20 protein-coding genes are annotated in these 21,178 nt (G+C 74.2%); 9 read left to right on the top strand and 11 right to left on the bottom strand.

Annotated elements, in window-relative coordinates; all coding sequences use genetic code 11:
- The first annotated feature begins 76 nt into the window (after positions 1-76).
- Positions 77-1,366: a lytic transglycosylase domain-containing protein gene (locus tag EDF38_RS12720; protein WP_148061495.1), complete on the top strand. Its 1,290-nt coding sequence runs from the start codon at positions 77-79 to the stop codon at positions 1,364-1,366.
- A gap of 129 nt (positions 1,367-1,495) precedes the next feature.
- On the opposite strand, the gene rpsO is transcribed toward EDF38_RS12720, so the two are convergent.
- Entirely contained in the window at positions 1,496-1,765 is a 270-nt protein-coding gene (gene rpsO / locus EDF38_RS12715) for a 30S ribosomal protein S15 (protein ID WP_123355770.1), read from the bottom strand.
- Between the two features lie 91 nt (positions 1,766-1,856).
- Complete coding sequence (locus EDF38_RS12710) at positions 1,857-2,315, bottom strand: VanZ family protein (protein ID WP_158613375.1); 459 nt, start codon at positions 2,313-2,315, stop codon at positions 1,857-1,859.
- 194 nt (positions 2,316-2,509) lie between these two features.
- Here EDF38_RS12710 and EDF38_RS12705 point away from each other — a divergent pair, with 194 nt between their 5' ends.
- Positions 2,510-3,253: a M50 family metallopeptidase gene (locus EDF38_RS12705; RefSeq protein ID WP_123355766.1), complete on the top strand. Its 744-nt coding sequence runs from the start codon at positions 2,510-2,512 to the stop codon at positions 3,251-3,253.
- Between the two features lie 36 nt (positions 3,254-3,289).
- Here the strand turns inward: EDF38_RS12705 and EDF38_RS12700 are convergent, their stop codons facing one another.
- Positions 3,290-3,829 carry an adenine phosphoribosyltransferase gene (locus tag EDF38_RS12700; protein WP_123355763.1) on the bottom strand — a complete coding sequence of 180 codons (540 nt, stop codon included), beginning with the start codon at positions 3,827-3,829 and terminating at the stop codon, positions 3,290-3,292.
- A gap of 63 nt (positions 3,830-3,892) precedes the next feature.
- Between EDF38_RS12700 and EDF38_RS12695 the strand changes: the two genes are divergently transcribed.
- Genes EDF38_RS12695 through EDF38_RS12680 form a run of 4 tightly spaced genes read left to right on the top strand, consistent with a single transcriptional unit; the run spans position 3,893 to position 6,606 of the window.
- The gene (locus EDF38_RS12695; protein WP_123355762.1) at positions 3,893-4,954 is read left to right on the top strand and encodes a M4 family metallopeptidase; all 1,062 of its coding nucleotides are present in this window, start codon (positions 3,893-3,895) and stop codon (positions 4,952-4,954) included.
- A 56-nt stretch (positions 4,955-5,010) separates the two neighbouring features.
- Positions 5,011-5,334 (top strand): protealysin inhibitor emfourin, encoded by a 324-nt coding sequence (locus EDF38_RS12690; protein ID WP_199734721.1) that lies wholly within the window; start codon positions 5,011-5,013, stop codon positions 5,332-5,334.
- A 32-nt stretch (positions 5,335-5,366) separates the two neighbouring features.
- Positions 5,367-5,939, top strand: coding sequence for a hypothetical protein (locus EDF38_RS12685; RefSeq protein WP_148061494.1), 573 nt, complete (start codon positions 5,367-5,369; stop codon positions 5,937-5,939).
- A 49-nt stretch (positions 5,940-5,988) separates the two neighbouring features.
- Positions 5,989-6,606, top strand: a complete 618-nt coding sequence (locus EDF38_RS12680) for a DinB family protein (protein WP_123355758.1) — start codon at positions 5,989-5,991, stop codon at positions 6,604-6,606.
- Positions 6,607-6,630: 24 nt separating this feature from the next.
- Here EDF38_RS12680 and EDF38_RS12675 read toward each other — a convergent pair whose 3' ends face one another.
- The 3 genes from EDF38_RS12675 to EDF38_RS12665 form a co-directional block, all read right to left on the bottom strand.
- Positions 6,631-8,940, bottom strand: a complete 2,310-nt coding sequence (locus EDF38_RS12675) for a UvrD-helicase domain-containing protein (protein WP_123356081.1) — start codon at positions 8,938-8,940, stop codon at positions 6,631-6,633.
- A gap of 132 nt (positions 8,941-9,072) precedes the next feature.
- On the bottom strand, positions 9,073-9,906 hold the full coding sequence (locus EDF38_RS12670) for an aldo/keto reductase (RefSeq protein WP_123356079.1): 834 nt from the start codon (positions 9,904-9,906) through the stop codon (positions 9,073-9,075).
- Positions 9,903-10,277, bottom strand: coding sequence for an FKBP-type peptidyl-prolyl cis-trans isomerase (locus EDF38_RS12665; RefSeq protein WP_123355756.1), 375 nt, complete (start codon positions 10,275-10,277; stop codon positions 9,903-9,905). Before EDF38_RS12665 ends, EDF38_RS12670 begins: the two co-directional genes overlap by 4 nt.
- Before the next feature lie 247 nt (positions 10,278-10,524).
- Between EDF38_RS12665 and EDF38_RS12660 the strand changes: the two genes are divergently transcribed.
- On the top strand, positions 10,525-11,874 hold the full coding sequence (locus tag EDF38_RS12660; RefSeq protein ID WP_233572425.1) for an MFS transporter: 1,350 nt from the start codon (positions 10,525-10,527) through the stop codon (positions 11,872-11,874).
- A 36-nt stretch (positions 11,875-11,910) separates the two neighbouring features.
- Here the strand turns inward: EDF38_RS12660 and EDF38_RS12655 are convergent, their stop codons facing one another.
- On the bottom strand, positions 11,911-13,281 hold the full coding sequence (locus EDF38_RS12655; protein ID WP_123355752.1) for a PrsW family intramembrane metalloprotease: 1,371 nt from the start codon (positions 13,279-13,281) through the stop codon (positions 11,911-11,913).
- A gap of 79 nt (positions 13,282-13,360) precedes the next feature.
- On the opposite strand from EDF38_RS12655, the gene EDF38_RS12650 reads away from it, so the two are divergent.
- On the top strand, positions 13,361-14,584 hold the full coding sequence (locus EDF38_RS12650; protein WP_158613374.1) for a YihY/virulence factor BrkB family protein: 1,224 nt from the start codon (positions 13,361-13,363) through the stop codon (positions 14,582-14,584).
- Between the two features lie 4 nt (positions 14,585-14,588).
- On the opposite strand, the gene EDF38_RS12645 is transcribed toward EDF38_RS12650, so the two are convergent.
- A complete protein-coding gene (locus tag EDF38_RS12645; protein ID WP_255409864.1) occupies positions 14,589-16,163 on the bottom strand; it encodes an aspartate ammonia-lyase in 1,575 nt (524 codons plus the stop codon).
- Positions 16,164-16,443: 280 nt separating this feature from the next.
- Here EDF38_RS12645 and EDF38_RS12640 point away from each other — a divergent pair, with 280 nt between their 5' ends.
- Positions 16,444-17,964 (top strand): MFS transporter, encoded by a 1,521-nt coding sequence (locus EDF38_RS12640; RefSeq protein WP_123355746.1) that lies wholly within the window; start codon positions 16,444-16,446, stop codon positions 17,962-17,964.
- A 16-nt stretch (positions 17,965-17,980) separates the two neighbouring features.
- Here the strand turns inward: EDF38_RS12640 and EDF38_RS12635 are convergent, their stop codons facing one another.
- The 3 genes from EDF38_RS12635 to EDF38_RS12625 all read right to left on the bottom strand — a co-directional run bounded on the left by EDF38_RS12635 (position 17,981) and on the right by EDF38_RS12625 (position 21,053).
- Positions 17,981-18,190 carry a hypothetical protein gene (locus EDF38_RS12635; protein WP_123355744.1) on the bottom strand — a complete coding sequence of 70 codons (210 nt, stop codon included), beginning with the start codon at positions 18,188-18,190 and terminating at the stop codon, positions 17,981-17,983.
- Complete coding sequence (locus EDF38_RS12630; RefSeq protein ID WP_123355742.1) at positions 18,187-19,428, bottom strand: inorganic phosphate transporter; 1,242 nt, start codon at positions 19,426-19,428, stop codon at positions 18,187-18,189. The genes EDF38_RS12635 and EDF38_RS12630 overlap by 4 nt, the downstream gene beginning before the upstream one ends.
- A gap of 77 nt (positions 19,429-19,505) precedes the next feature.
- The gene (locus EDF38_RS12625) at positions 19,506-21,053 is read right to left on the bottom strand and encodes a carboxylesterase/lipase family protein (RefSeq protein WP_123355740.1); all 1,548 of its coding nucleotides are present in this window, start codon (positions 21,051-21,053) and stop codon (positions 19,506-19,508) included.
- Positions 21,054-21,178: the final 125 nt, after the last annotated feature.

The raw sequence follows: 21,178 nt of genomic DNA, 5'->3' as shown, positions 1-21,178 counted from the left end.
GCGCGGGTCGGCCCCCGGCGACCGCCCCCGTTCCGGGGCACCCGCGTCCGCCGGGGCCCGGGATAGGGTCGGGGGCATGAGCGCGCGACGACGACCCTGCCGCCTGCGGTCGGCGGGGCTCGCGGTCGTGGCGACCGGCGCCTCCCTGGCTCTCGGTGCCGTCCTGCTCGTGCCGGCGACGTCGGCCGAGGCCGCCGGGTACCCGCGGTGGTCCGACGTCGAGGCCGCGAAGGGCGACGCCGCCGCCACCGCCGCGCAGGTCGAGGCCGTCACCGGGGCGCTCGACTCGCTCGAGGCGACCGCCGCGACCCGCGGCGACGAGGCCGTCGCCGCCGACGCCCTCGCGGCGCAGGCGCAGGACGCCCTCGACGCCGCCGACTCCCGCGCCGACCAGCTCGCGGCCGAGGCGGCCGCCGCCGCGGACGACGAGCAGGAGGCGCACCGCCAGGCCGGCCAGCTCGCCGCCCACCTCTCGCGCGCCGGCAGCCCGCAGTCGATGTCGGTCGAGCTCTTCTCGAGCGACGACGCCGACGAGCTGCTCTACCGCCTCGGCAGCCTCACGCAGCTCGGCGACCGGTGGCAGGGCGTCCTCGCCGACGCCACGACCGCGAGCAACACCGTCTCGTCGCTGACGGACCAGGCCGAGGCGGCGCGCACCGAGCGCGACCGGCTCGCACGGGCCGCGACCGACGACGCCGCGACGGCGGCCACGGCGCAGGCCGCCGCCGACGCCCAGGTCGCCGAGGTGACGACGCGGTCGGACGAGCTCTACGCCCAGCTCGCGACCCTCAACGCGACGACCGCCGACGTCGAGCGGCAGTACCGCGAGGGCGAAGCGGCCCAGGCGGCCGCCGTGGCGCAGGCCCGGGCGGCTCAGGCAGCGGCGGCGGCCGCCGCGGCCCGGCCGGCTCCGAGCACGGGCGGTGGATCCGTCGCGGCTCCCGCACCGGCGCCCGCGCCCGCTCCGGCGACGGGCGGCGGTCCCGCGCCGGCCCCGGCGCCCGTGCCCGCTCCCCCGGTGACGGCCCCCGCGCCTCCCCCGGTCGTCGTCGCGCCGCCGTCCGCGGTCAACGACCCGGCCGGCGCGAAGGCCTACGCCGCGACGAAGGTCGGCGGCGGCGCCGAGTACACCTGCCTCGTGCAGCTCTGGAACAAGGAGTCGGGCTGGCGCACCAGCGCGACCAACCCGTACAGCGGCGCCTACGGGATCCCCCAGGCGCTGCTCGGCTCGAAGATGGCCTCGGCCGGCGCCGACTGGCGGACGAGCTACCGCACGCAGGTCGACTGGGGCGTCGGCTACATCCACGACCGCTACGGGACGATGTGCGCGGCCTGGGCCCACTCGGTCGAGAACGACTGGTACTGAGGCGCCCAGCCCTGCTCGCCGGCGGGGACGGTGTCGTCGTCGCGGGAGCCCGTGGTGCCCGAGGACGGAGAACGGCCCCCGTCCTGCGGGGCAGGACGGGGGCCGTGGTCGAGACGCTCGGGGCGACGACTAGCGACGCAGGCCCAGGCGGCCGATGAGCGTGCGGTAGCGCTCGATGTCGACCTTGGACAGGTAGCCCAGGAGACGACGGCGCTGGCCGACGAGGAGCAGCAGGCCACGACGCGAGTGGTGGTCGTGCTTGTGCTCCTTCAGGTGCTCGGTCAGGTCGAGGATGCGCTGCGTCATGACAGCGATCTGGACCTCGGGGGATCCCGTGTCGCCGGGGTGGGTCGCGTACTCTTCGATGATCCGGGTCTTGACCTCAGGTGCAAGTGCCATGTGGATCCCCTTTCAGCTCGTTGCGCGGTGCTCGTCACAGGATGTGCGAGCTCTCTTGATCCGCGGCCGTTCAGACGGCAACCTGACGAGACTACCAGACGGGTGACTGGCGAGGGGCCCGGCGTCGGGTGCGCGACCCGCGCCTCCCCCCGGCCAGGGCGAGCCCGACGCCGGCCGCGCCGATGGCCGCCCCGAGGGTGTTCATGGCGATGTCCTGCGGGTCGGCGAAGCGCGTCGCCGAGAGCACCGTCGACTGGTACGACTCGATGAACACGGTCGCGCCGAGGCCGACGACGATGCCGACCCACCAGAGCCGGCGCGGCAGCAGCAGGGCCGGGAACATGCCCATCGGCACGAACATCGCGACGTTCGCGGCGGCCTCCACCCGGGCGAAGGTGATCCATGCGGTCTCGTCGTGCCGGGAGAACAGGTCGAGGGCACGCCAGAGGAGCTCGGAGGTGCCGTCGCCGTAGACCGACGGACGCAGCGTCATCCACGCCACCCCCGCGAGGTAGAGGACGCTGAACAGGAGGAGGACGGCACGACGCATCCCTCGAGTGTGCGGCATATCGGCTGACCGCGGGCCTCGGGGGGCCGAGGACCATCCGCAGGGCGGAGGCGCGTCATCCGCGCGGCGGCTCCTCCGCGGTGACCCGCGCCCGGCACCGGCCGCCCGGCACCGGGCGGGCGCCCCGGGCGGGCGCCCCGGGCGGGCGCCCCGGGTGCTGCTCGTAGGCTGGCCGGATGTCCCCGACCGCCGACGCCCTCGCCGACCTGTGGGCGCGCGTCGTCCTCCGCGCCGACCCGCTGCCGACCGGCTCGACCCTCGCGGCGGTCGCCGTGGGGCTCGCGCTCGTGCTGCTGCCGACGACCTGGCGCACCGTCCGGCACGCGGTCACCGTCGTGCACGAGGGCGGCCACGGCCTGGCCGCCGTGCTCACCGGCCGCCGGCTGACGGGCATCCGCCTGCACTCCGACACGTCGGGGCTGACCGTGTCGCGCGGGCCGGTGCGCGGCCCGGGGATGGTCGCCACCCTGCTCGCGGGCTACACCGCCCCGGCCCTCGCCGGCCTCGGCGCGGCCTGGCTGCTCGGCTCCGGCTTCGCCGCCGGTCTGCTCTGGGCCCTGCTCCTCTTCCTCGCGCTGATGCTCGTGCAGATCCGCAACTGGTTCGGCCTCTGGGTGGTGCTCGTCGGAGCCGCGGTGGTCGTGCCGCTGACCTGGTTCGCCCCGGTCGTCTGGCAGCAGGCCTTCGGCCTGGCGCTCACGAGCGTCCTGGCGGCGGGGGCGCTCCGGGCGGCGCTCGAGCTGCAGGGCAGCCGACGCCGGGCGGCGAGGCAGGGGCGGCCCGCCGGCTCGGACGCCGACCAGCTGGCGCGGCTGACGCGCGTGCCCGGCCTGCTCTGGGTCGGCGTCTTCGTGCTCGTCGCGACGGCCTGCCTGCTCGGCGGCGCGGCCCTGCTCTTCCCGGGGTGGCCGGCGGCCTGACCGTGGCCCCGGGGTCGTCGCCCCGGCCGACGCGCGCTACGCCGGCGCCGTGGCCAGAGCGTGGACGGGGAGGCGCGACGCCAGCCGGTCGCGCCCGCCCAGCCCCTCGAGCTCGAGCAGCACCGCGACGCCGACGACCTCGTAGCCCGCGCGCTCGAGCAGGGTGACGGTGGCCTCGGCCGTGCCGCCGGTCGCGAGGACGTCGTCGACGACGAGCACGGCGGTGCCGGCGGGCAGCTGTGCGGGACGGAGCTCGAGGGTCGCCTCGCCGTACTCGAGCGAGTAGCTCTCGCTCAGGACCTCGCCCGGCAGCTTGCCGGCCTTGCGCACCGTGAGCACGCCGACGCCCTGCTCGATCGCGATGCCGCCGGCGAGCGCGAAGCCGCGCGCCTCGATGCCCGCGACCGCCGCGAACGCGCCGTCGAAGGGCTCGGACAGGGCCGCGGTCACCTGCGCGAAGGCGTCGCTGTCGGAGAAGAGCGGCGTGACGTCGCGGAAGAGGATGCCGGGCTTCGGGAAGTCGGGCACGACCGCGACGAGGCGGTCGACGAGGGCGGAGGCGTCGGTGACGGTCATCCGCACAACGCTACCGGCCCCGCCGACCGGCCCGATGACGGGGGTCGGTGCCAGAGTTCACGCATGACCCGGTCCATCGTCCCGCCGTACCTGCTCGCCCACCTCGCCGAGGCCGACGCCACGCGACTGACCCGCGCCCCCGAGGCCGCCCGCCACCTGCTCGCCCAGCTCGACGAGGTGCGCTCCGCCCGCTCGGCCGCTCCCCCGGTGCGGCAGGGCGCGATCGCGGCCGACCCGGTGCTCGAGCGCACGATCGCCGACGCCCACGGCACGGAGGAGCTGCCGGGCGACGTGGTCCGCCACGAGGGCGACCCGGCGGGCGACGACCCCGCCGTCACCGAGGCCTACGACGCACTCGGCGCCACCTACGCCCTCTTCGACGAGGTCTACGGCCGCTCGTCGATCGACGGCGCGGGCCTCCCCCTCGACGCCACCGTGCACTACGGCCTCGACTACGACAACGCGTTCTGGAACGGCGAGCGCATGGTCTTCGGCGACGGCGACGGCGAGGTGTTCCGGCGCTTCACCGCCTCGGTCAGCGTCGTCGGCCACGAGCTGACGCACGGCGTCACGCAGTACACGGCGAACCTCGAGTACCAGGGGCAGTCCGGCGCCCTCAACGAGTCGGTGAGCGACGTCTTCGGCGCGCTCGTCGAGCAGTACCTCCACCGCCACGACACCGCCGAGGCCACGTGGCTCATCGGCGAGGGCCTGTTCACCGACGAGGTGCAGGGACGGGCGCTGCGCTCGATGAAGGCGCCCGGCACGGCGTACGACGACGACGTGCTCGGGGTCGACCCCCAGCCGGCCGACATGGCCGGCTACGTCGAGACGGCCGACGACAACGGCGGCGTGCACCTGAACTCGGGCATCCCCAACCGCGCCTTCTACCTCGTCGCCGAGGTGCTCGGCGGGGCCGCGTGGGAGCGCGCGGGACAGATCTGGTACGACACGATCACGAACGGCTCGCTCTCGACGACGGCTGACTTCGCCGAGTTCGCGGCGGCCACGATCGCCGCGGCGACCGAGCGCTACGGCGACCGGTCGGACGAGGTGCGGGCGACGGTCGCCGGGTGGCGCGGCGTCGGCGTGACCGTCGCGGTCGAGGGGGGCATGTCCCACTGACGCGCCGGCGCTCCGCGCCTCCGGCCCGCCCGGGGGCGCGGAGTAGCATCACCGCCATGATGGTCACCGTGCAGCGCACCGGCGGGTTCGCGGGCCTCACCCGCACCTGGCAGGTCGACGTCGACGCCGAGCCCGACGCCGACTCGTGGCTGGTGCTCATCGAGGGGCTGCCCTGGGGCCAGGCCGACGACGCGCCGTCGACGCAGCGCGACCGCTTCGTCTGGCTGATCTCGGCCGAGACACGGCCCGCCAAGGAGGCCACGCTGCCCGAGCAGCAGGTCACCGGGCCCTGGCGCGAGCTCGTCGACCGCGTCCGACGCACGAGCGAGGCCGAGGCCGGCGACGGGTCGCCCCGCGACGACCGGCACGGTCGGGCCTGACCGTGGTGCGCTCGCGGCGCTGGCTCTTCCCCGTGGCCGCCGTCACGGTCGTCGCGGCCGGAGGCGTCGCCGTCGGCGTGGCCCAGGCCTCGAACCCGATCACGGTCTCGGGTGCCGAGACCGCGCCTCCCTGGCCCGTCCCCGCCGTCGCCGACCGACCCGAGCGGGCGCGGCTCGCCGGGCTGACGAACGTCTGGGGCGAGGACCTCGCCATGCACGTCCACGCGCACCTGTCGATCACAGTCGACGGCGAGGCGGTGACGCTGCCCGGCGACATCGGCCACGACTCGGGCACGAAGTTCGCCGCGCCCCTGCACACCCACGACACCTCGGGCATCGTCCACGTCGAGTCGCCCCGGAGGGAGGTGTTCGCGCTCGGGCAGCTCTTCACCGAGTGGGACGTGCACCTCGACGCCACGAGCGTCGGCGACCTCGGCGACGGGGACGGCCGACGGCTGACGTCGTTCGTGGACGGGTCGCGCTGGGCGGGCGACCCGGCGGACATCCGGCTCCGCGACTTCGAGGACGTGGCGCTCGTGGTCGGGCCGGCCGACGAGGCGGCCACCGCGCCTCCGGCGTTCCGCTGGCCCGACGACTACCGCTGATCGTCGGTCGGGGGTGGCGCGCGACGCACCCGAGGGGCACCCTGGTCGGATGAGCGACGTCGAGAGCCCGGAGAAGGACCACCTGCACCTCTACCTCCGTCGGCGGAGGGAGGAGCTGCTCGGGAAGCTCGACGGCCTCGACGAGTACGACGTGCGGCGGCCGCTCGTGCCGAGCGGCACGAACCTCCTCGGGCTCGTCAAGCACGTCGCTAGCGTCGAGCTGGGCTACTTCGGCGAGGTGTTCGGCCGCCCCGCCGAGCTCGAGGCGCCGTGGCTGGCGGAGGGCGCGGAGCCCGACGACGACCTCTGGGCGACGGCGGACGAGAGCCGGGAGGCGATCGTCGACTTCGCGCGACGGGCCGGCGAGCACGTGGACGCGACGATCCGTGCGCTGCCGCTCGACGCCCCGGGCAGCGTGCCGTGGTGGCCGGCCGACCGTCGCGAGGTGACGCTGCACCAGGTGCTCGTGCACATGCTCTCGGAGGCCGCTCGGCACGCGGGGCACGCCGACATCGTCCGCGAGCTCGTCGACGGCCGGCTCGGGACGGGGCCCGGCGACCCGAACGTCGTGCCGCACGACGAGGCGGGGTGGCAGGCGCACCGCGACCGCGTCGAGGCCGCGGCCCGGGAGGCCGGCGACCGGGAGGTTGGCGGCAGCACGACGTGAGGCCGTCGGACAGCGCACCGCGGGTCAGCCGACGACGGTGAGGCGCTGCGTCGGGCGGGTCATCGCCACGTAGAGGCTGGCGGCGCCGCGGGCCGAGGAGGCCTTGACGCCCTCGGGGTCGACGAGCACCACCGCGTCGAACTCCAGGCCCTTGGCCGTGGCGGGGCTGAGCACGGAGATCGGCTTCGTCAGCGACGCCGTGCCGGGCGCCACGTCGCCGGGGAACAGGGCGAGGAGGCGCTCGACGAGCGGGTCGACGAGGCCGACGGGGGCGATGACGGCCATCGTGCCCTCGGCGTCGACGGCCCGGTCGGAGGCGACCGCCTCGACGGCGGCGGCGAGGAGGGCGTCGCGGGGCGCGCCTCCCCCAGCGGTCGACGACGGCACGGCCACCTCGCGGACGGGCCACTCGCTCGACCGGACCGACCGGCTGGGCGTGACGCGGAGCCCGCTGGCCCGCGCGGCGGTCTCGGCGTGCTCGACGATCTGGCTCGGGGTGCGGTAGTTGACGGTCAGCTCTTCGAGGCGGTGCGGCGCGGTGCCCGCGACCGACGAGCCGCGACGGCGTCCGAGGAGTCCTTGAAGGGCGCCCTGCCACGACGACGCCGAGGCCGGGCTCGACGCCTGGGCGATGTCGCCGACGACCGTGAACGACCGGAGGGGGCAGCGCCGGGCGAGCAGGCGCCACTGCATCGGCGACAGCTCTTGCGCCTCGTCGACGACGACGTGCCCGAAGGCCCAGGTGCGGTCGCCCGCGGCCCGCTCGGCGGTCGTCAGCGAGGCGGCGCGCTCGGCGAAGCCGCCGGCGATCTGCTCGGCCGAGACCATGCCCTCGACGCCCATGTTCTCGATCGCGCGCTCGGCGTTCTCGATGTCGCGCTTGCGCTGGGCCTTGCGGGCGAGCTTCTCGGGGTCGACGCCCGCCTGGAACTCGCCCAGCAGCTCGGCCGCCTCGTCGAGGAGCGGCACGTCCGAGATCGTGAAGCCCGAGCCGCGCGGGCGCTGCAGGAGGGCGCGCTGCTGCGGCGTCCACCGGGGCGTGATCGAGGCGAGCCAGCCCGGGCGCGCGTACAGGTCTTCGACGAGCTTCTCGGCGGAGAGCGGCAGCCACGCCGTGTTGAGCAGCACGCGGACGTCGTGCGACTGGCGGATGTCCTCGCGCAGCACCGCCTCGTCGGACTCGTCGACCGTCGTGCCGTGGTCGCGCATCTGCGCGATGAGCTGGCGGGTGAGCGCCGTGAGCGCGGACTTGTTGAAGCCGACGCGGGCGAGGTTGTGCGGCTTGCCCCTCTCCTGGGCGCGGCGCATGGCGTCGACCACGAGCTCGGGCTGCACGACGAGCCGCTCGCCGTTGACGTCGATCGTCGTCGGCTCGGTCGGGCGGATCTGCCGCGAGCGCACCGCCCGCTTGATGAGGTCGGCCATCTCGGCCGAGCCCTTCAGCGCGGCGACGTCGGGGGCGTCGTCGACCTGGGTCTCGAGGTCGGGGTAGAGGCCGCCGAGGCTCGAGAGCACGACGCCGCTCTCGCCGAGCGAGGGCAGCACCTGCTCGATGTAGCGGAGGAACGACCGCGACGGGCCGACGACGAGCACGCCCGAGCCGCGGAGGCGCTCGCGGTGCGAGTAGAGGAGGTACGCCGCGCGGTGCAGGGCGACGGCGGTCTTGCCGGTGCCGGGCCCGCCCTGCACGACGAGCACCCCGTCGAGCTCGGAGCGGATGATGCGGTCTTGCTCGGCCTGGATCGTCGCGACGATGTCGGTCATGCGCCCGGTGCGCTGGGCGGTGAGCGCCGCCATGAGGGCGCCCTCGCCCTGCAGCTGCACGTCGTCACGCTCGAGGAGGTCGGGGTCGAAGACCTCGTCCTCGAGGCGCGTGACGGTGCGCCCGGAGAGGGTCAGGTGGCGCCGGGCGCGGACGCCCATCGGCGTCGCGGCGGTCGCCTGGTAGAACGCGCTGGCGCCGGGGACGCGCCAGTCGAGGAGGATCGGGTGGTGCTGCTCGTCGCGGAGCCCGATGCGCCCGATGTAGCGGTGGTGGCCGCCGTCGGCCGAGGCGCCGGAGCCGGCGGCCCTCGACAGCTCGCCGGGCTCGTCGGGCCGCTCGAGCTCGAGGCGGCCGAAGGCGAGGCGCTCGTCGACGGCACCGAGCTGGGTGATGGTGTCTTCGTAGAGCCGGGCGAACGCGTCGCGCTCGCTGCGGCTCTGGTGGTTGCCCCCCACGGCCTCCCGCCGGGTGCTCTCGAGGCGGACGCGGGCGTCGGCCTTCACCTCGTCCAGGCGCGCGTAGAGCGTCGCCACGTAGGCGCGTTCGCGCTCGAGCTCAGATGACACCAGGCACTCCACCCCTCGGGAAAAGACGGCACGCCAGTCTACCTGCGGCCGGCGGGCCGCCCGCTCCACGCGTGACGACGCCCGCCCCCTCCGAGGAGGGGACGGGCGTGTCGTGCCGAGAGCGGGGGCCGAGGCCTAGAACTCCTCGTGCGTCTCGGGGTCGCCGTCCCAGAGCCGGCCGCGCTCGAGGCCGCTGATGCGCTGCACCTCGTCGTCGGAGAGCTCGAAGTCGAAGACGTCGAGGTTCTCCCGCTGGCGACCGGGGTCGGCCGACTTCGGGACGGGCACGGCCCCGAGCTGGACGTGCCAGCGGAGCACGACCTGGGTGGGCGTCTTGCCGTGGGCGCGCGCGATCTCGGTGACCACGGCCTCCTGCAGCAGCTCGCTCTGCTTGGCGAGCGGGCTCCAGCTCTCGGTGACGATGCCCATGCGCTCGTGCACCGCGCGCATCCCCGCCTGGGGGAAGTACGGGTGCAGCTCGATCTGGTTGACGACCGGCACGACGCCGGTCTCGTCGGCGACGCGCTGGAGGTGCTCCTCGGTGAAGTTCGAGACGCCGACGCTGCCGACGAGCCCGTCCTCCTGCAGCTTCACGAACGCCCGGAACGAGTCGACGTACTTGTCGACCCGCGGCAGCGGCCAGTGGATGAGGTACAGGTCGACGACGTCGAGGCCGAGGTTCTTGCGCGTCTCCTCGAAGCTCGCGAGGGTCTCTTCGTAGCCGTGGTGGCGACCGGGCAGCTTGGACGTGACGACGAGCTCGTCGCGCGGCACGTCGACGCGGCGGACCGCCTCGCCGACCGCGGCCTCGTTGCCGTAGTTGAGCGCCGTGTCGAGCAGGCGGTAGCCCGACTCGATCGCCGTGACGACCTGGGCCGTGCCCTCGTCGCCGTCCATGCCGTACGTGCCCAGCCCGAGGGCGGGGATGGTGCGGCCGTCGGCCAGCCCGATCGAGGGGGCCGTCATCAGCGGACGCCGAGCAGGTCGATCACGAAGATCAGGGTCTTGCCCGAGAGGCGGTGGCCGCCGCCGGCCGGGCCGTAGGCGAGGTGCGGCGGGACGACGAGCTCGCGGCGGCCGCCGACCTTCATGCCGGGGATGCCCTCCTGCCAGCCGCGGACGAGCGCCGCGAGGGGGAAGTCGATGGGCTCGCCGCGGCTCCACGAGGCGTCGAACTCCTCGCCGGAGTCGTGCTCGACGCCGACGTAGTGCACCTTGACGGTCGAGCCGGCGGCCGCCTCGTCGCCGTCGCCGACGGTGATGTCGGTGATCCGCAGCTCGTCGGGCGCGGGGCCGGTGGGGGCGTCGATCTCGGGCTTGGTCTGGGGGTCGTGAGTCATGGGGACCATCCAACCACCGGCTCCGGGCGGGGGCCGAGCCGCGCCTCCCCGGCTCGTCGGCGACCCCTCGGGCAGGAGGCGCGGAGCACCTCGCCGAGGGAGGGGCGACGGGCCGACCGCTCGCGTCCTCCCTGCGAGGCTCGAGTGGCCGACCCGTCGTCGACCCGCACCGAGATCAGTTCATCGATGCGGACGGATGGAGGCTATACCGGCGCCGAGGCGCGGCAAAATCGGCGAGGATGGAGGCTTGTCCACTCCCCCAGGCACCCCCGGCGAGCCCCCGGTCGAACCCGTGACGCCCGTCCGCCGGCCCCTGTTCGTCGACCTCACGCCCCTGCGGCGGAGCCCCGCGTTCGCCCGGCTCTTCGTCGGGAACACGGTCAGCGGCATCGGGACGCAGCTGACCCTCGTGGCCGTCGGGCTGGAGGTCTACGAGATCACCCGGTCGACCTTCGCGGTGGCCCTCGTCGGCGTCGTCTCGCTGCTGCCGATGATCGTCGCCGGCCTCTGGGGCGGCATGCTCGCCGACGCCTTCGACCGGCGCAAGGTGGCCCTCGTCGCCGCCGTCTTCGCCTGGCTCTCGACCGGCGCGATCGCCCTGCACGCCTGGCTCGGCCTGCGCGAGGTCGTGCTGCTCTACGCCCTCGCCACCGTCAACGCCGTCGCCGGCACGATGATCGCGACGTCGCGCGCGGCCATCGTGCCGCGCCTGCTGCCCGCCTCCCTGCTGCCCGCCGCGTCGGCGCTCGGCGGCATCGGCACGGGCCTCATGCTCACCGTCGGTCCCGCCCTCGCCGGCGTGCTCGTCGCGGGCGTCGGGTTTGCGGTCACCTACACGATCGACGTCGTGCTGTTCTCGGCCGCCTTCCTCGGCATCGTCACGCTGCCGCCGATCCGCCCCGAGGGCGAGACGCAGCGGCCCGGGCTCCAGTCGCTCGCGGTGGGGCTGCGGTTCCTCCGCCGGTCGCCGAACATCCGCACGACGTTCGTCGTCGACCTGATCGCCATGACCTTCGGGCAGCCGCGGGTGCTGTTCCCCGTCGTCGGGGCGGTGGTGATCGGCGGAGGCGCGGTGACGGTCGGCGTCCTCACCGCCTCCTACGCCGTGGGCGCGCTGCTCAGCAGCGTCTTCTCGGGACGGCTCGGCCACGTGCGGCTGCAGGGCCGCGCCGTGAACCGCTCGATCACGGTCTACGGCGTCGCGATCGCGGCGTTCGGCGTCGTGCTGCTGCTCACCACGCCCCGCGGGTCGGGCGGCCTCACGGAGGGGCTCGGCCAGGCCGACCTCGTGGCCCTCGCGGGCGCCGCCGTCACGCTCGCCGCGGCCGGGGCGGCGGACAACGTGAGCTCGATCTTCCGCTCGACCATCCTCCAGGCGGCGGCTCCGGACTCGATGCGGGGGCGCCTCCAGGGCATCTTCATCGTCGTCGTCACGGGCGGGCCGCGCGTCGGCGACCTGTTCGTCGGGCTCGTCGCGGCGGTGGGGGTCGTCTGGCCTCCCCTGCTCGGCGGGGCGATGATCGTCGTGCTCGTCGCCGTCGTGGCACGGCTGACGCCGTCGTTCCGCGCGTACGACGCGGCGGCGCCGACGCCGTAGCGGCGGCCGACCTCGGGGCGGTCGGCCGGAGGACGGCTACCAGCCGGGCGGCTGCAGCGGTCGGCCCCACTGGTCGTGGGTCGCGGCCCAGGGCGTCTGCCCGACCGGCGTCCTCGCCGGCAGGAGCGTGGGCGGCGGCGCCCATCCGTCGAACGCCGTCGGCGGGGCCTGGAGCGCCGCCCGGCTGCGCACGAGGGCCGCCAGCAGCTCGGCCTCGTCGCGCTGGGCCAGCTCGTCGCCGGTGCGGCTGCCCTTGACCATGCGCTGCCGGGTGAAGGCGAGCCGGGTGGCGTCGCTGACGAAGCGCTTCATGGCCGGCCCGACCCCGTTCGCGGTCGCCCACCGGCGGGCGCGGCGACGCCCCGACGCGGTCGACAGCATGCCGACCTCGTCGGCGCTGAACCAGCCGACCGCGGCGTACTCGGCCAGGCGGGCATGCGTGACCCGGCGCTCGGCCCGGCGCAGGAAGACGACGAGCACGACCATCGCGACGAAGATCGGCACCTGCACGAGCAGGTAGTAGGCGAAGAACGAGTCGCCGACGACGACGAGGGCGCCGTTCCAGAGGGCGTGCAGCAGCACGGCCGGCACGAGGCCGACGACGAACCAGCCGATCGCGCCGACCGGCCCCGTCCGGCGTGCGGCCCAGCCCAGCGCGATGCCGGTGCAGGCCGTGTACATGACGTGGGCGAAGGGCGACATGAGCGCCCGCACGACGAAGACGAAGAGGAGCCCCTGGCTGCCCGAGAAGAGGTCGTCGGTGACCTGCACGGCGAAGTACTGGATGTTCTCGACGAAGGCGAAGCCCGCGGCGACCGTGGCCGCGTAGACGACGCCGTCGACCGGGCCGTCGAAGTGCCGGCGGAAGATCCAGAGCACGAGCAACACGCCGAACCCCTTCGCGCCCTCCTCGACGAGCGGCGCCTGCACGACCGCGGCGAGCACGTCGGCGGTGTCGGTGGCCCCGATGCCGACGAGCGCCTGCACCTGGCCGACGAGCAGGTCGACGATGAGGGCCGTGCCGACGCTGACGACGGCCCCCCAGAGGAAGGCGAAGAGGAGGGCCACCCGGGGCTCGGGCTCCCACCGGTCGACGAGCCAGATGCCGGTCAGGACGATCGCGAGCGGGACGAAGGCGAGCAGGCTCGCGGCGAGGATGATCGCCGGCTGGAGGAAGAGCAGGAAATACGCGACGACGGCGACCGCGAAGACCCCGATGACCGTGAAGCCGACGGCGAGCGACACCGCGCTCGCGACACGGCGGCGGGCGGGGCCGGGGCCGGGCGCGACCGGCGCGGACGCGACGAAGACGGGCTGCGCCGGGTACCAGACGGGCTCGACGGCGGCCGCCGGGGCCACGGCGTGACGCGCCCGGTCGGAGGGCGCGGAGGGGTCGTTCCAGCTCATGCGACGACCCTACGGGCCGCGAGGCGCACGAGGCCGCCCGGGTCGCGCGACCGCTCCCGGGCGGAGGTACCCTACGGGGATGCCCACGACGCGGTCCCTCCCCGACGACCCGTCGCCGACCCGCTACGTCGTCATGCGCGTGTGGCACGACTTCCTCCGCCACCGCACGATCGACGCCGCGGCCTCGCTGACCTTCTTCTCGATGCTCGCGATCCTGCCGACGGCCCTCGCGCTCGTGTCGGGCGTCGCGCTCTTCCAGGAGGGCGAGGAGGCGGTGGACGAGATCCTGCAGGTGGCCCGCTACGTGCTCACCCCGAACGCGATCGACACCCTCCGCGGCCCGCTCGAGCAGATGCTGAGCCTGTCGAACCCGGGCGTCGCCTTCGGCATCGGCCTCTGGCTCATGCTCTGGTCGCTCTCGTCGTACACGACCGCCTTCGGCCGGGCGATGAACACGGCCTACGACGTCGAGGAGGGACGGCGCATCTGGAAGTTCCGCGGCCACATGATGATCGTCACCCTCGTGCTGATGGTCTCGTTCGCCGTCATCGCGACGATATTGCTCGTGACGCCGACCCTCGCCGTCGGCATCGGCGACGCCTTGGGCGTCGGCGAGCCCTTCATCACCCTGTACAACGTGCTCAAGTGGCCCGTGCTCGTCGGCCTCGCGATCGCGAGCGTGGCGATGCTCTACTACTTCACGCCGAACGTGCGACCCCCGCGCCTGCGGTGGGTGTCGTACGGCGCGATGCTCGCGCTCGGCGTCTGGGCGCTCTGCACCGTCGGCTTCGCGGTCTACGTGACGACCGTCTCGAACTACGACCGGTTCTACGGCTGGCTCGGCGGCGTCGTGGTCGTGCTGCTCTACTCGTACATCAGCAACTTCGTGCTCGTCATCGGCGGCGAGCTCGACAGCGAGATCCTCCGCATGCGGCAGCTGCGCCGGGGCCTCCAGGCGGAGGAGATCATCCCCCTGCCGATGCGCGACACGGCCCGCAACCACATCCTGGCCCGCAACTCGGCCTGGGACGTCCGCGCCGGCCGTGCCATCCGCGAGCGGGCGCTGCGCGAGAACGGCGGCGTGCAGGACGCCGACGAGCTCCGCCACCTCATGCTGCACCGCGACGCGCCGGCGACCGCCGAGCACGACCGCGACCACGCGGCGCCCCGCGAGCTCGACCTCGACGGCGACGGGAACCGCGACCCCACGGACGCCCCGGTGGACACCGCCGAGGCCCTCCGCGCCGGGCGGTCCGAGGTCGACGCCGAGCCGGACCACGCCGCGGCGCCGTCGACGTCCTGACCCGTCAGCCGGCGGTCTCGTCGCCCGGGTTGCGCACGCCCGACTCGGCGACGGCCCGCGACACCGCGGCGACGGGGTCGTCGACCTCGACGTCGATCACGGGGATCGAGCTCGTCACGGCCTCGAGCCCGGAGAGGCGCGCGGGCGAGAGCACCTTGCGCACCTGCTCCTCGCTCATGAGGTCGGCGGCCACCACGAGGGTCGCGATCGAGGCGTTGGTCGTGAGCGCCGTGTGGGCGATGGCCGCGGCGGCGGCGTAGCCGATGTAGGGGGTCAGGGCGGTGACGCTGCCGACGTTCGTGTCGACCTGCTGGCTCAGGCGCGCGCGGTTCGCCTCGATGCCGTCGACGCAGTTCACGCGGAGGGTGCGGCAGGCGTTCGTCATCCACTGCAGGCTCTGCATGACGCTGTGGGCGATGACCGGCTCGAAGGCGTTGAGCTGGAGCTGGCCCGCCTCGGCCGCCATCGTCACCGTGACGTCGGCGCCCGCGACCGAGAAGGCGACCTGGTTGACCACCTCGGGGATGACCGGGTTGACCTTGCCGGGCATGATCGACGAGCCGGCCTGGCGCGGCGGCAGCGTGATCTCGCCGATGCCGGCCTGCGGCCCCGACGAGAGCAGGCGCAGGTCGTTGCAGATCTTCGAGAGCTTGATGGCGCTGCGCTTGAGCGCGCCGCTGAGGGTCATGAACACGCCGGTGTCGCTCGTGGCCTCGATGAGGTCGGGGGCGGTCACGAGCTCCATGCCCGACAGCTCGCCGAGGTGGCGGCGGACGGCGTCGGCGTACTGCGGGTCGGCGGTGATGCCCGTGCCGATGGCCGTGGCGCCGAGGTTGATCTCGCCGAGCAGCGGCACGACGTCGCGGAGGCGCTGGACGTCCTCGCCGAGGGTGTGGGCGAAGCCCACGAACTCCTGGCCGAGGGTCATCGGGACGGCGTCCTGCAGCTGCGTGCGCCCCACCTTCAGCACGTCGTGGAACTCGGCGCCTTTCGTCGCGAAGGCGGTCGCGAGCAGGTCGAGCTCGTCGAGCAGGCTGCGGAGCGTCAGCACCATCGCGATCTTGACGCTGGTCGGGTACGTGTCGTTCGTGCTCTGGCTGCGGTTGACGTCGTCGATCGGGTGCAGGTGCTCGTACTCGCCCTTGCCGTGACCGAGGAGCTCGAGGGCCCGGTTGGCGATCACCTCGTTGCTGTTCATGTTCGTCGAGGTGCCGGCGCCGCCCTGGATGACCCCGACGCAGAACTGGTCGTGCAGGGCACCGCCACGGATCTCGATGCAGGCCCGCTCGATGGCCTCGGCCTTCGTGCGGTCGAGCACGCCGATCTCGACGTTGGCCCGGGCGGCGGCCTGCTTGACGAGCGCGAGCGCGGTGACGAGGTCGGGGTAGACGGAGATCGGCCGTTGGCTGATCGGGAAGTTCTCGAGCGCCCGGGCCGTGTGGATGCCCCAGTAGGCGTCGGCGGGCACCTCGCGGCTGCCGAGCGAGTCGGTCTCGACGCGCGTGGCGGCCCGGGCCGAGCGTCGGCCCCGAGGCGCGTCGTCGGGGGTGTCTGCGGTGCTCGGGTTCTCGGTCGTCACGGTCGTCGCGCCTCCGTCGTCATCGTCTGCCGGGTCGCCTCGTGAGCGTCGCCGGTGGGCCGCGTCGAGCCTACCGACGGCGGACGACGGTCGGGCGGCGCGCATGAGATCATCGACAGCCGTCGGCGATCTGGCCGTCGACGGGAATGCCGTCGTCGACGACGGACTTGCACGGTGTGCAGCGAGAGGCTCGCGCGGACCTCCGCGCCGGGACCGCGCCTGCACGAGACCACCGCCGCCGAGCCGCCGAGCCCCCGGGCCGCCCCACCGAGGAGACGACATGACGACCACACCCGACGCCCCGCGCGAGACCACTCCCGCCCCCTCCGCCGACGCGTTCGCGTCGGATCGTCGCGCCCGCGAGCGGCTCACCCGCACCCGCGACCCCCGCGTCGTCGTCGCGGTGCTCGCCTTCTCGGGCATGGTCGCGGCCCTGATGCAGATGCTCGTGATCCCGATCGTGCCGTCGTTCCCCGAGCTGCTCGACGCCGACCCTGCCGACACCGCCTGGATCATCACCGCGACCCTTCTCGCCGGCGCGATCGTCACCCCGATCGCGGGCCGGCTCGGCGACCTGCTCGGCAAGCGCCGGGTCGTGCTGGCGCTCGTCGTCGTGCTGGTCGTCGGCTCGGTGGTCTGCGCGTCGACCTCCGACCTGCTGCCGCTGATCGTCGGACGGGCCCTGCAGGGCACGGCGCTCGGCATCATCCCGCTGGCCATCAGCATCCTCCGCGACACGCTGCCGGCCGACCGCCTCGGCGGCGCCGTCGCCCTCGTCAGCGCCACGCTCGGCTTCGGCGGCGCGATCGGCCTCCCGCTCAGCGCGTGGATCTCGGTCACCTTCGACTGGCACGTGCTCTTCTGGACGGCTGCCCTGCTCGGCGTCGTGGTCTTCGCCCTCGTGGCCCTCCTCATCCCGGTCAGCACGCTCCGCACCGAGGGCCGCTTCGACCTGCCCGGCGCGATCGGGCTCGCCGTCGGGCTCACCGGCGTGCTGCTCGCCGTGTCGAAGGGCAACGACTGGGGCTGGCTCAGCGTCGGCACCCTCGCGTCGGGCTTCGCCGGGCTCGCCGTGCTCGGGGCCTGGGGCGCCTACCAGCTGCGCGTGACGAGCCCGCTCGTCGACCTCCGCGTCGCGGTGCGGCCGGCCGTGCTGCTGACGAACCTCGCCTCCGTCGCCCTCGGCTTCGCCCTCTTCGGCAGCAACGTCTCGCTGCCCCAGCTGCTCGAGCTCCCCGCCGAGACGGGCGTCGGCCTCGGCCAGACGGTCATGGTGGCCTCGCTCTGCCTCGCCCCCTCCGGCGTCGTCATGATGCTCATGGCGCCCGTCGCCTCGCGCGCCACGGCCCGCTTCGGCGCCCGGGTCTGCCTCATCGCGGGCGGGCTCGTCATCGTGCTGAGCTACGCCGTGGCCGCCGTCGCCTTCAGCCAGGTATGGCAGATCGTGCTCGTCTCGGTGCTCATCGGCGTCGGCATCGGCCTCGCCTACGCGGCGATGCCCACCCTCATCATGCACGCCGTGCCGGCCACCGAGACGGCCGCCGCCAACGGCCTCAACACGCTGATGCGGTCGCTCGGCACCACGAGCGCCTCCGCGGTCGTCGGCGTGCTGCTGACCGCGAACTCGATGCCGTTCGCCGGCACCTCGGTGCCGACCGAGGCGGGCTTCCGCCTGACCTTCGTGATCGGCGGGGCCGTCGCGCTCGTCAGCGTGCTCATCGCCCTCGCCATCCCGCGGCGCGAGCCGCAGTACGAGGGGTCGTCGCTGCCGACCGGGTCGGTGCCGGTGCCGGCGCGCTGACCCGCGCCTCCGGCGGTCAGGAGTGCAGCGCGGGGACGATGAGGTAGATGCCGAACAGCACGCCGAGCGCGCAGACGACGAAGCAGGCGTAGCCGGCGGCCGTGCGCACGGCGCTGCGGTCGTCGACCGTGAGCAGGCGCAGCCCCACCGAGTAGAGGCTGACGAGCGCGGCGGCCGAGAACAGCGACACGAGCGCCACCACCACGAACGCGGACCAGTCGATCATCGGTTCCCTCCCTCGGAGTCGTCGAGGCGGACGAAGGGCGCCTCGACGCCCCCCGCCGGCGTGTCGACGCGACCCTTGCGCTCGGCCCGGCGGGCCCGACGGCGCGACAGCACGCTCGTGGCGGCGACGTCGACCTCCATGGCCGACGACTGCTCGTGCGGACGGCGCCGGGAGAGCAGGAAGATGCCGCCGATCACGGCGACGCCCACGACGGCGTCGACGACGAGCCCCGCGGCGCCGGTCGAGGCGATCAAGGCGGCGACGGCGCCCACCGCGGCCGAGGCCGGGAGCGTGATGAACCAGGCCGCGACGATCTTGCCGGCCGTGCCCCACTGGATCTTCGCCCCACGGCGGCCGAGGCCGGCGCCGATGATCGACCCGCTCGCGACCTGCGTCGTCGAGAGGGCGAAGCCGAGGTGGCTGGACGCGAGGACGGTGGCCGTCGTCGACGCCTCGGCCGAGAAGCCCTGCGTCGGCTTGACCTCGGTGAGGCCGCCGCCCATCGTCTGGATGATGCGCCAGCCGCCGGTGTACGTGCCGAGCGCGATCGCGAGGGCGCAGACGACGACGACCCAGAGCGGCGGGCCCGAGCCGGCCCCGAGGGCGCCCGACGCGATGAGGGTGAGCGTGATGACGCCCATCGTCTTCTGCGCGTCGTTCGTGCCGTGCGCGAGCGCGACCAGCGACGAGGTGAAGATCTGTCCGTAGCGGAAGCCGCCCCGCTCGCTCTTGTCGTCCCGGCGGCGGGTGATCGTGTAGGCGAGGCGCGTGGCGGTGTAGCCGACGAGCCCGGCGATCAGCGGTGCCAGGAGCGCCGGCAGCACGACCTTCGACAGCACGACCGAGAAGTCGACCGAGCCGACCCCGGCGCCGACGACGGCCGCGCCGATCAGCCCGCCGAAGAGGGCGTGAGACGAGCTCGACGGCAGGCCGCGCAGCCAGGTGAACATGTTCCAGACGACGGCGCCGATGAGGCCGGCGAAGATCATCTCGGGGGTGATCAGCACCCCGCCGTCGCCCTCGCGGATGATGCCGCCCGACACGGTCTTCGCCACCTCGGTGCTGAGGAAGGCCCCCACGAGGTTGAGGACCGCCGCCACCGTGACCGCGACCTTGGGCTTCATCGCCCCCGTCGCGATCGGCGTCGCCATGGCGTTGGCCGTGTCGTGGAAGCCGTTGGTGAAGTCGAAGAAGAGGGCCACGGCGATGACCAGGACGACGATGAGCGTGAGATCCACCGGGCAACACTCGCAGGATGGTGAACGGCGGTCAACTCGGAGGTGTCCGGCAGGTGGACGGCGCCGCCCGGCGCCGGTCAGATGTGCGGCACGAACTCCTGCCACGCCCGGCGGCGCTCGCCCCGCGGGTCGTGCTCGACCCGGTCGACCGTGTCGATGATGAGCGTGCGCCGCCGGTGGGGGTCGTAGGTCGGCCAGTCGGCGACCTCGCCGGTGCGGACGAACTCCACCCAGCGGGCGCGCATGCGGGAGGCGGTGCGGAGGAACGCGCGCCGCCCGCCCAGGGCGCTCATCGCCCACCCGAACGGCGTGTCCATCCGGTCGTAGAGCGCCCAGAGCTCCAGCCCGTGGAAGGCGTCGACCCCCGCGACCCGGAGGATGCGCGGGGCCGCGTCGAAGCGGTAGAACCGCGTCGGCTGGTGCACCGCGTGCCGCTCGGCGACCTTGACGGTCGGGAACCAGAACGTGTAGTCGCCGCCGAAGTCGAGCGCCGCGGGCCGCTCGGGCAGCCCCGGGTACTGCGCCTTGATGGCCTTGCGCGACTTCTTGCGGGTCGCCGCGAAGATGGCCCGGATGCGCTTCTTGTTCGTCGCGAGGATGTCGCGGCGTCCGGTGAACACCGAGCCCTCACGGTCGTTCGTGCCGATGACGAGCGGCACCGGGTGCGCCCGGCCCGCCTTGAACGCGTCGAGCGGCCGCTCGGGCAGGAACTCGCCGTCGATCACCGGGCACAGGCTGATGGTGCCGGGCTCCTCGTCGGGCGTCCGCCGCTGCAGCTCGGCCGTGGCGCGGACGATCGCCGACGCGGGCGCCCGCTCGAGCATCGCGGCCGCGCCGTCGAGCGAGGTCGACTCGAGGTCGTCGTCGCCGACGTGGCGGCTCAGCAGCTCGAGGAACTCCCCCGCCCAGCGCCGGGTCACGTCGGGCGGGTAGACGGCGTTCGTCGGCGCGCTCTGCGCGATCGCGCGGTGGAAGAGCCCGCGGGCGGCGGGCACGGTCATCAACGTCGTCACGGCCCCGCCGCCCGAGCTCTCGCCCGACAGGGTCACCGCGTCGGGGTCGCCGCCGAACGCGTCGACGTTGTCGCGCACCCACCGGAGCGCGGCGACGAGGTCCCGAAGCCCGAGGTTCGACTCCAGGGGCCGCTCCGGCGTCGACCAGGCCGAGAGGTCGAGCCAGCCGAGGCCGCCCAGGCGGTAGTTGACGCTCACGTAGACGATGCCCGACTCGCGGACGAGGGTCTCGCCCTGCCGCGGGTGCTCCCGCGACGACCCGACGCTGTACGCGCCTCCGTGCACGTAGACGAGCACCGGCAGGCGCGAGCCGGCCGTCGCGCCCTCGGGCGCCACGACGTTGACGGTGAGGCAGTCCTCGTCGGTCGGGGTCGACGCGTCGACCCCGACGAACTGTCCCCTGTCCTGCGGGGCCGCCGGCCCGAACCACGAGGCGTCGCGGACGTGCCGCCAGGGCCGCGGCGGCTCGGGCGCGCGGAACCGGCGGGCACCGGTGGGAGGCGCGGCGTACGGGACGCCGCGCCACGCGGCCACACCCCGCTCTCGGACGCCCCGCACGTCGCCGTGGGAGGTGCGGCGCACGAGGCCCGCGGGGTCGCTCGTCGGGGTCATCCGACGACCCTACGAGACGACGGCCGGGGACGGCCTCGGCGGAGGCGCGCGACGAGCGTCGTTCATCGGGAGTTCTCCGAGCCGCCGCCTGAGAGACTGGTGCACAGACTGCACGGAAGCCCGCG

The sequence above is a fragment of the Frigoribacterium sp. PhB160 genome, from assembly GCF_003751785.1.
Classification (GTDB): Bacteria; Actinomycetota; Actinomycetes; order Actinomycetales; family Microbacteriaceae; genus Frigoribacterium.
Note: the sequence above shows the minus strand (reverse complement) of the source record. Positions and strands in the feature narration are given on the sequence as shown.

Bases quoted from the DNA above. Each gene is read 5' to 3' on its own strand.
- EDF38_RS12720 (WP_148061495.1), top strand. From the start codon at position 77: ATGAGCGCGCGACGACGACCCTGCCGCCTGCGGTCGGCGGGGCTCGCG.
- rpsO (WP_123355770.1), bottom strand. From the start codon at position 1,765: ATGGCACTTGCACCTGAGGTCAAGACCCGGATCATCGAAGAGTACGCG.
- EDF38_RS12710 (WP_158613375.1), bottom strand. From the start codon at position 2,315: ATGCGTCGTGCCGTCCTCCTCCTGTTCAGCGTCCTCTACCTCGCGGGG.
- EDF38_RS12705 (WP_123355766.1), top strand. From the start codon at position 2,510: ATGTCCCCGACCGCCGACGCCCTCGCCGACCTGTGGGCGCGCGTCGTC.
- EDF38_RS12700 (WP_123355763.1), bottom strand. From the start codon at position 3,829: ATGACCGTCACCGACGCCTCCGCCCTCGTCGACCGCCTCGTCGCGGTC.
- EDF38_RS12695 (WP_123355762.1), top strand. From the start codon at position 3,893: ATGACCCGGTCCATCGTCCCGCCGTACCTGCTCGCCCACCTCGCCGAG.
- EDF38_RS12690 (WP_199734721.1), top strand. From the start codon at position 5,011: ATGATGGTCACCGTGCAGCGCACCGGCGGGTTCGCGGGCCTCACCCGC.
- EDF38_RS12680 (WP_123355758.1), top strand. From the start codon at position 5,989: ATGAGCGACGTCGAGAGCCCGGAGAAGGACCACCTGCACCTCTACCTC.
- EDF38_RS12665 (WP_123355756.1), bottom strand. From the start codon at position 10,277: ATGACTCACGACCCCCAGACCAAGCCCGAGATCGACGCCCCCACCGGC.
- EDF38_RS12655 (WP_123355752.1), bottom strand. From the start codon at position 13,281: ATGAGCTGGAACGACCCCTCCGCGCCCTCCGACCGGGCGCGTCACGCC.
- EDF38_RS12650 (WP_158613374.1), top strand. From the start codon at position 13,361: ATGCCCACGACGCGGTCCCTCCCCGACGACCCGTCGCCGACCCGCTAC.
- EDF38_RS12640 (WP_123355746.1), top strand. From the start codon at position 16,444: ATGACGACCACACCCGACGCCCCGCGCGAGACCACTCCCGCCCCCTCC.
- EDF38_RS12635 (WP_123355744.1), bottom strand. From the start codon at position 18,190: ATGATCGACTGGTCCGCGTTCGTGGTGGTGGCGCTCGTGTCGCTGTTC.
- EDF38_RS12625 (WP_123355740.1), bottom strand. From the start codon at position 21,053: ATGACCCCGACGAGCGACCCCGCGGGCCTCGTGCGCCGCACCTCCCAC.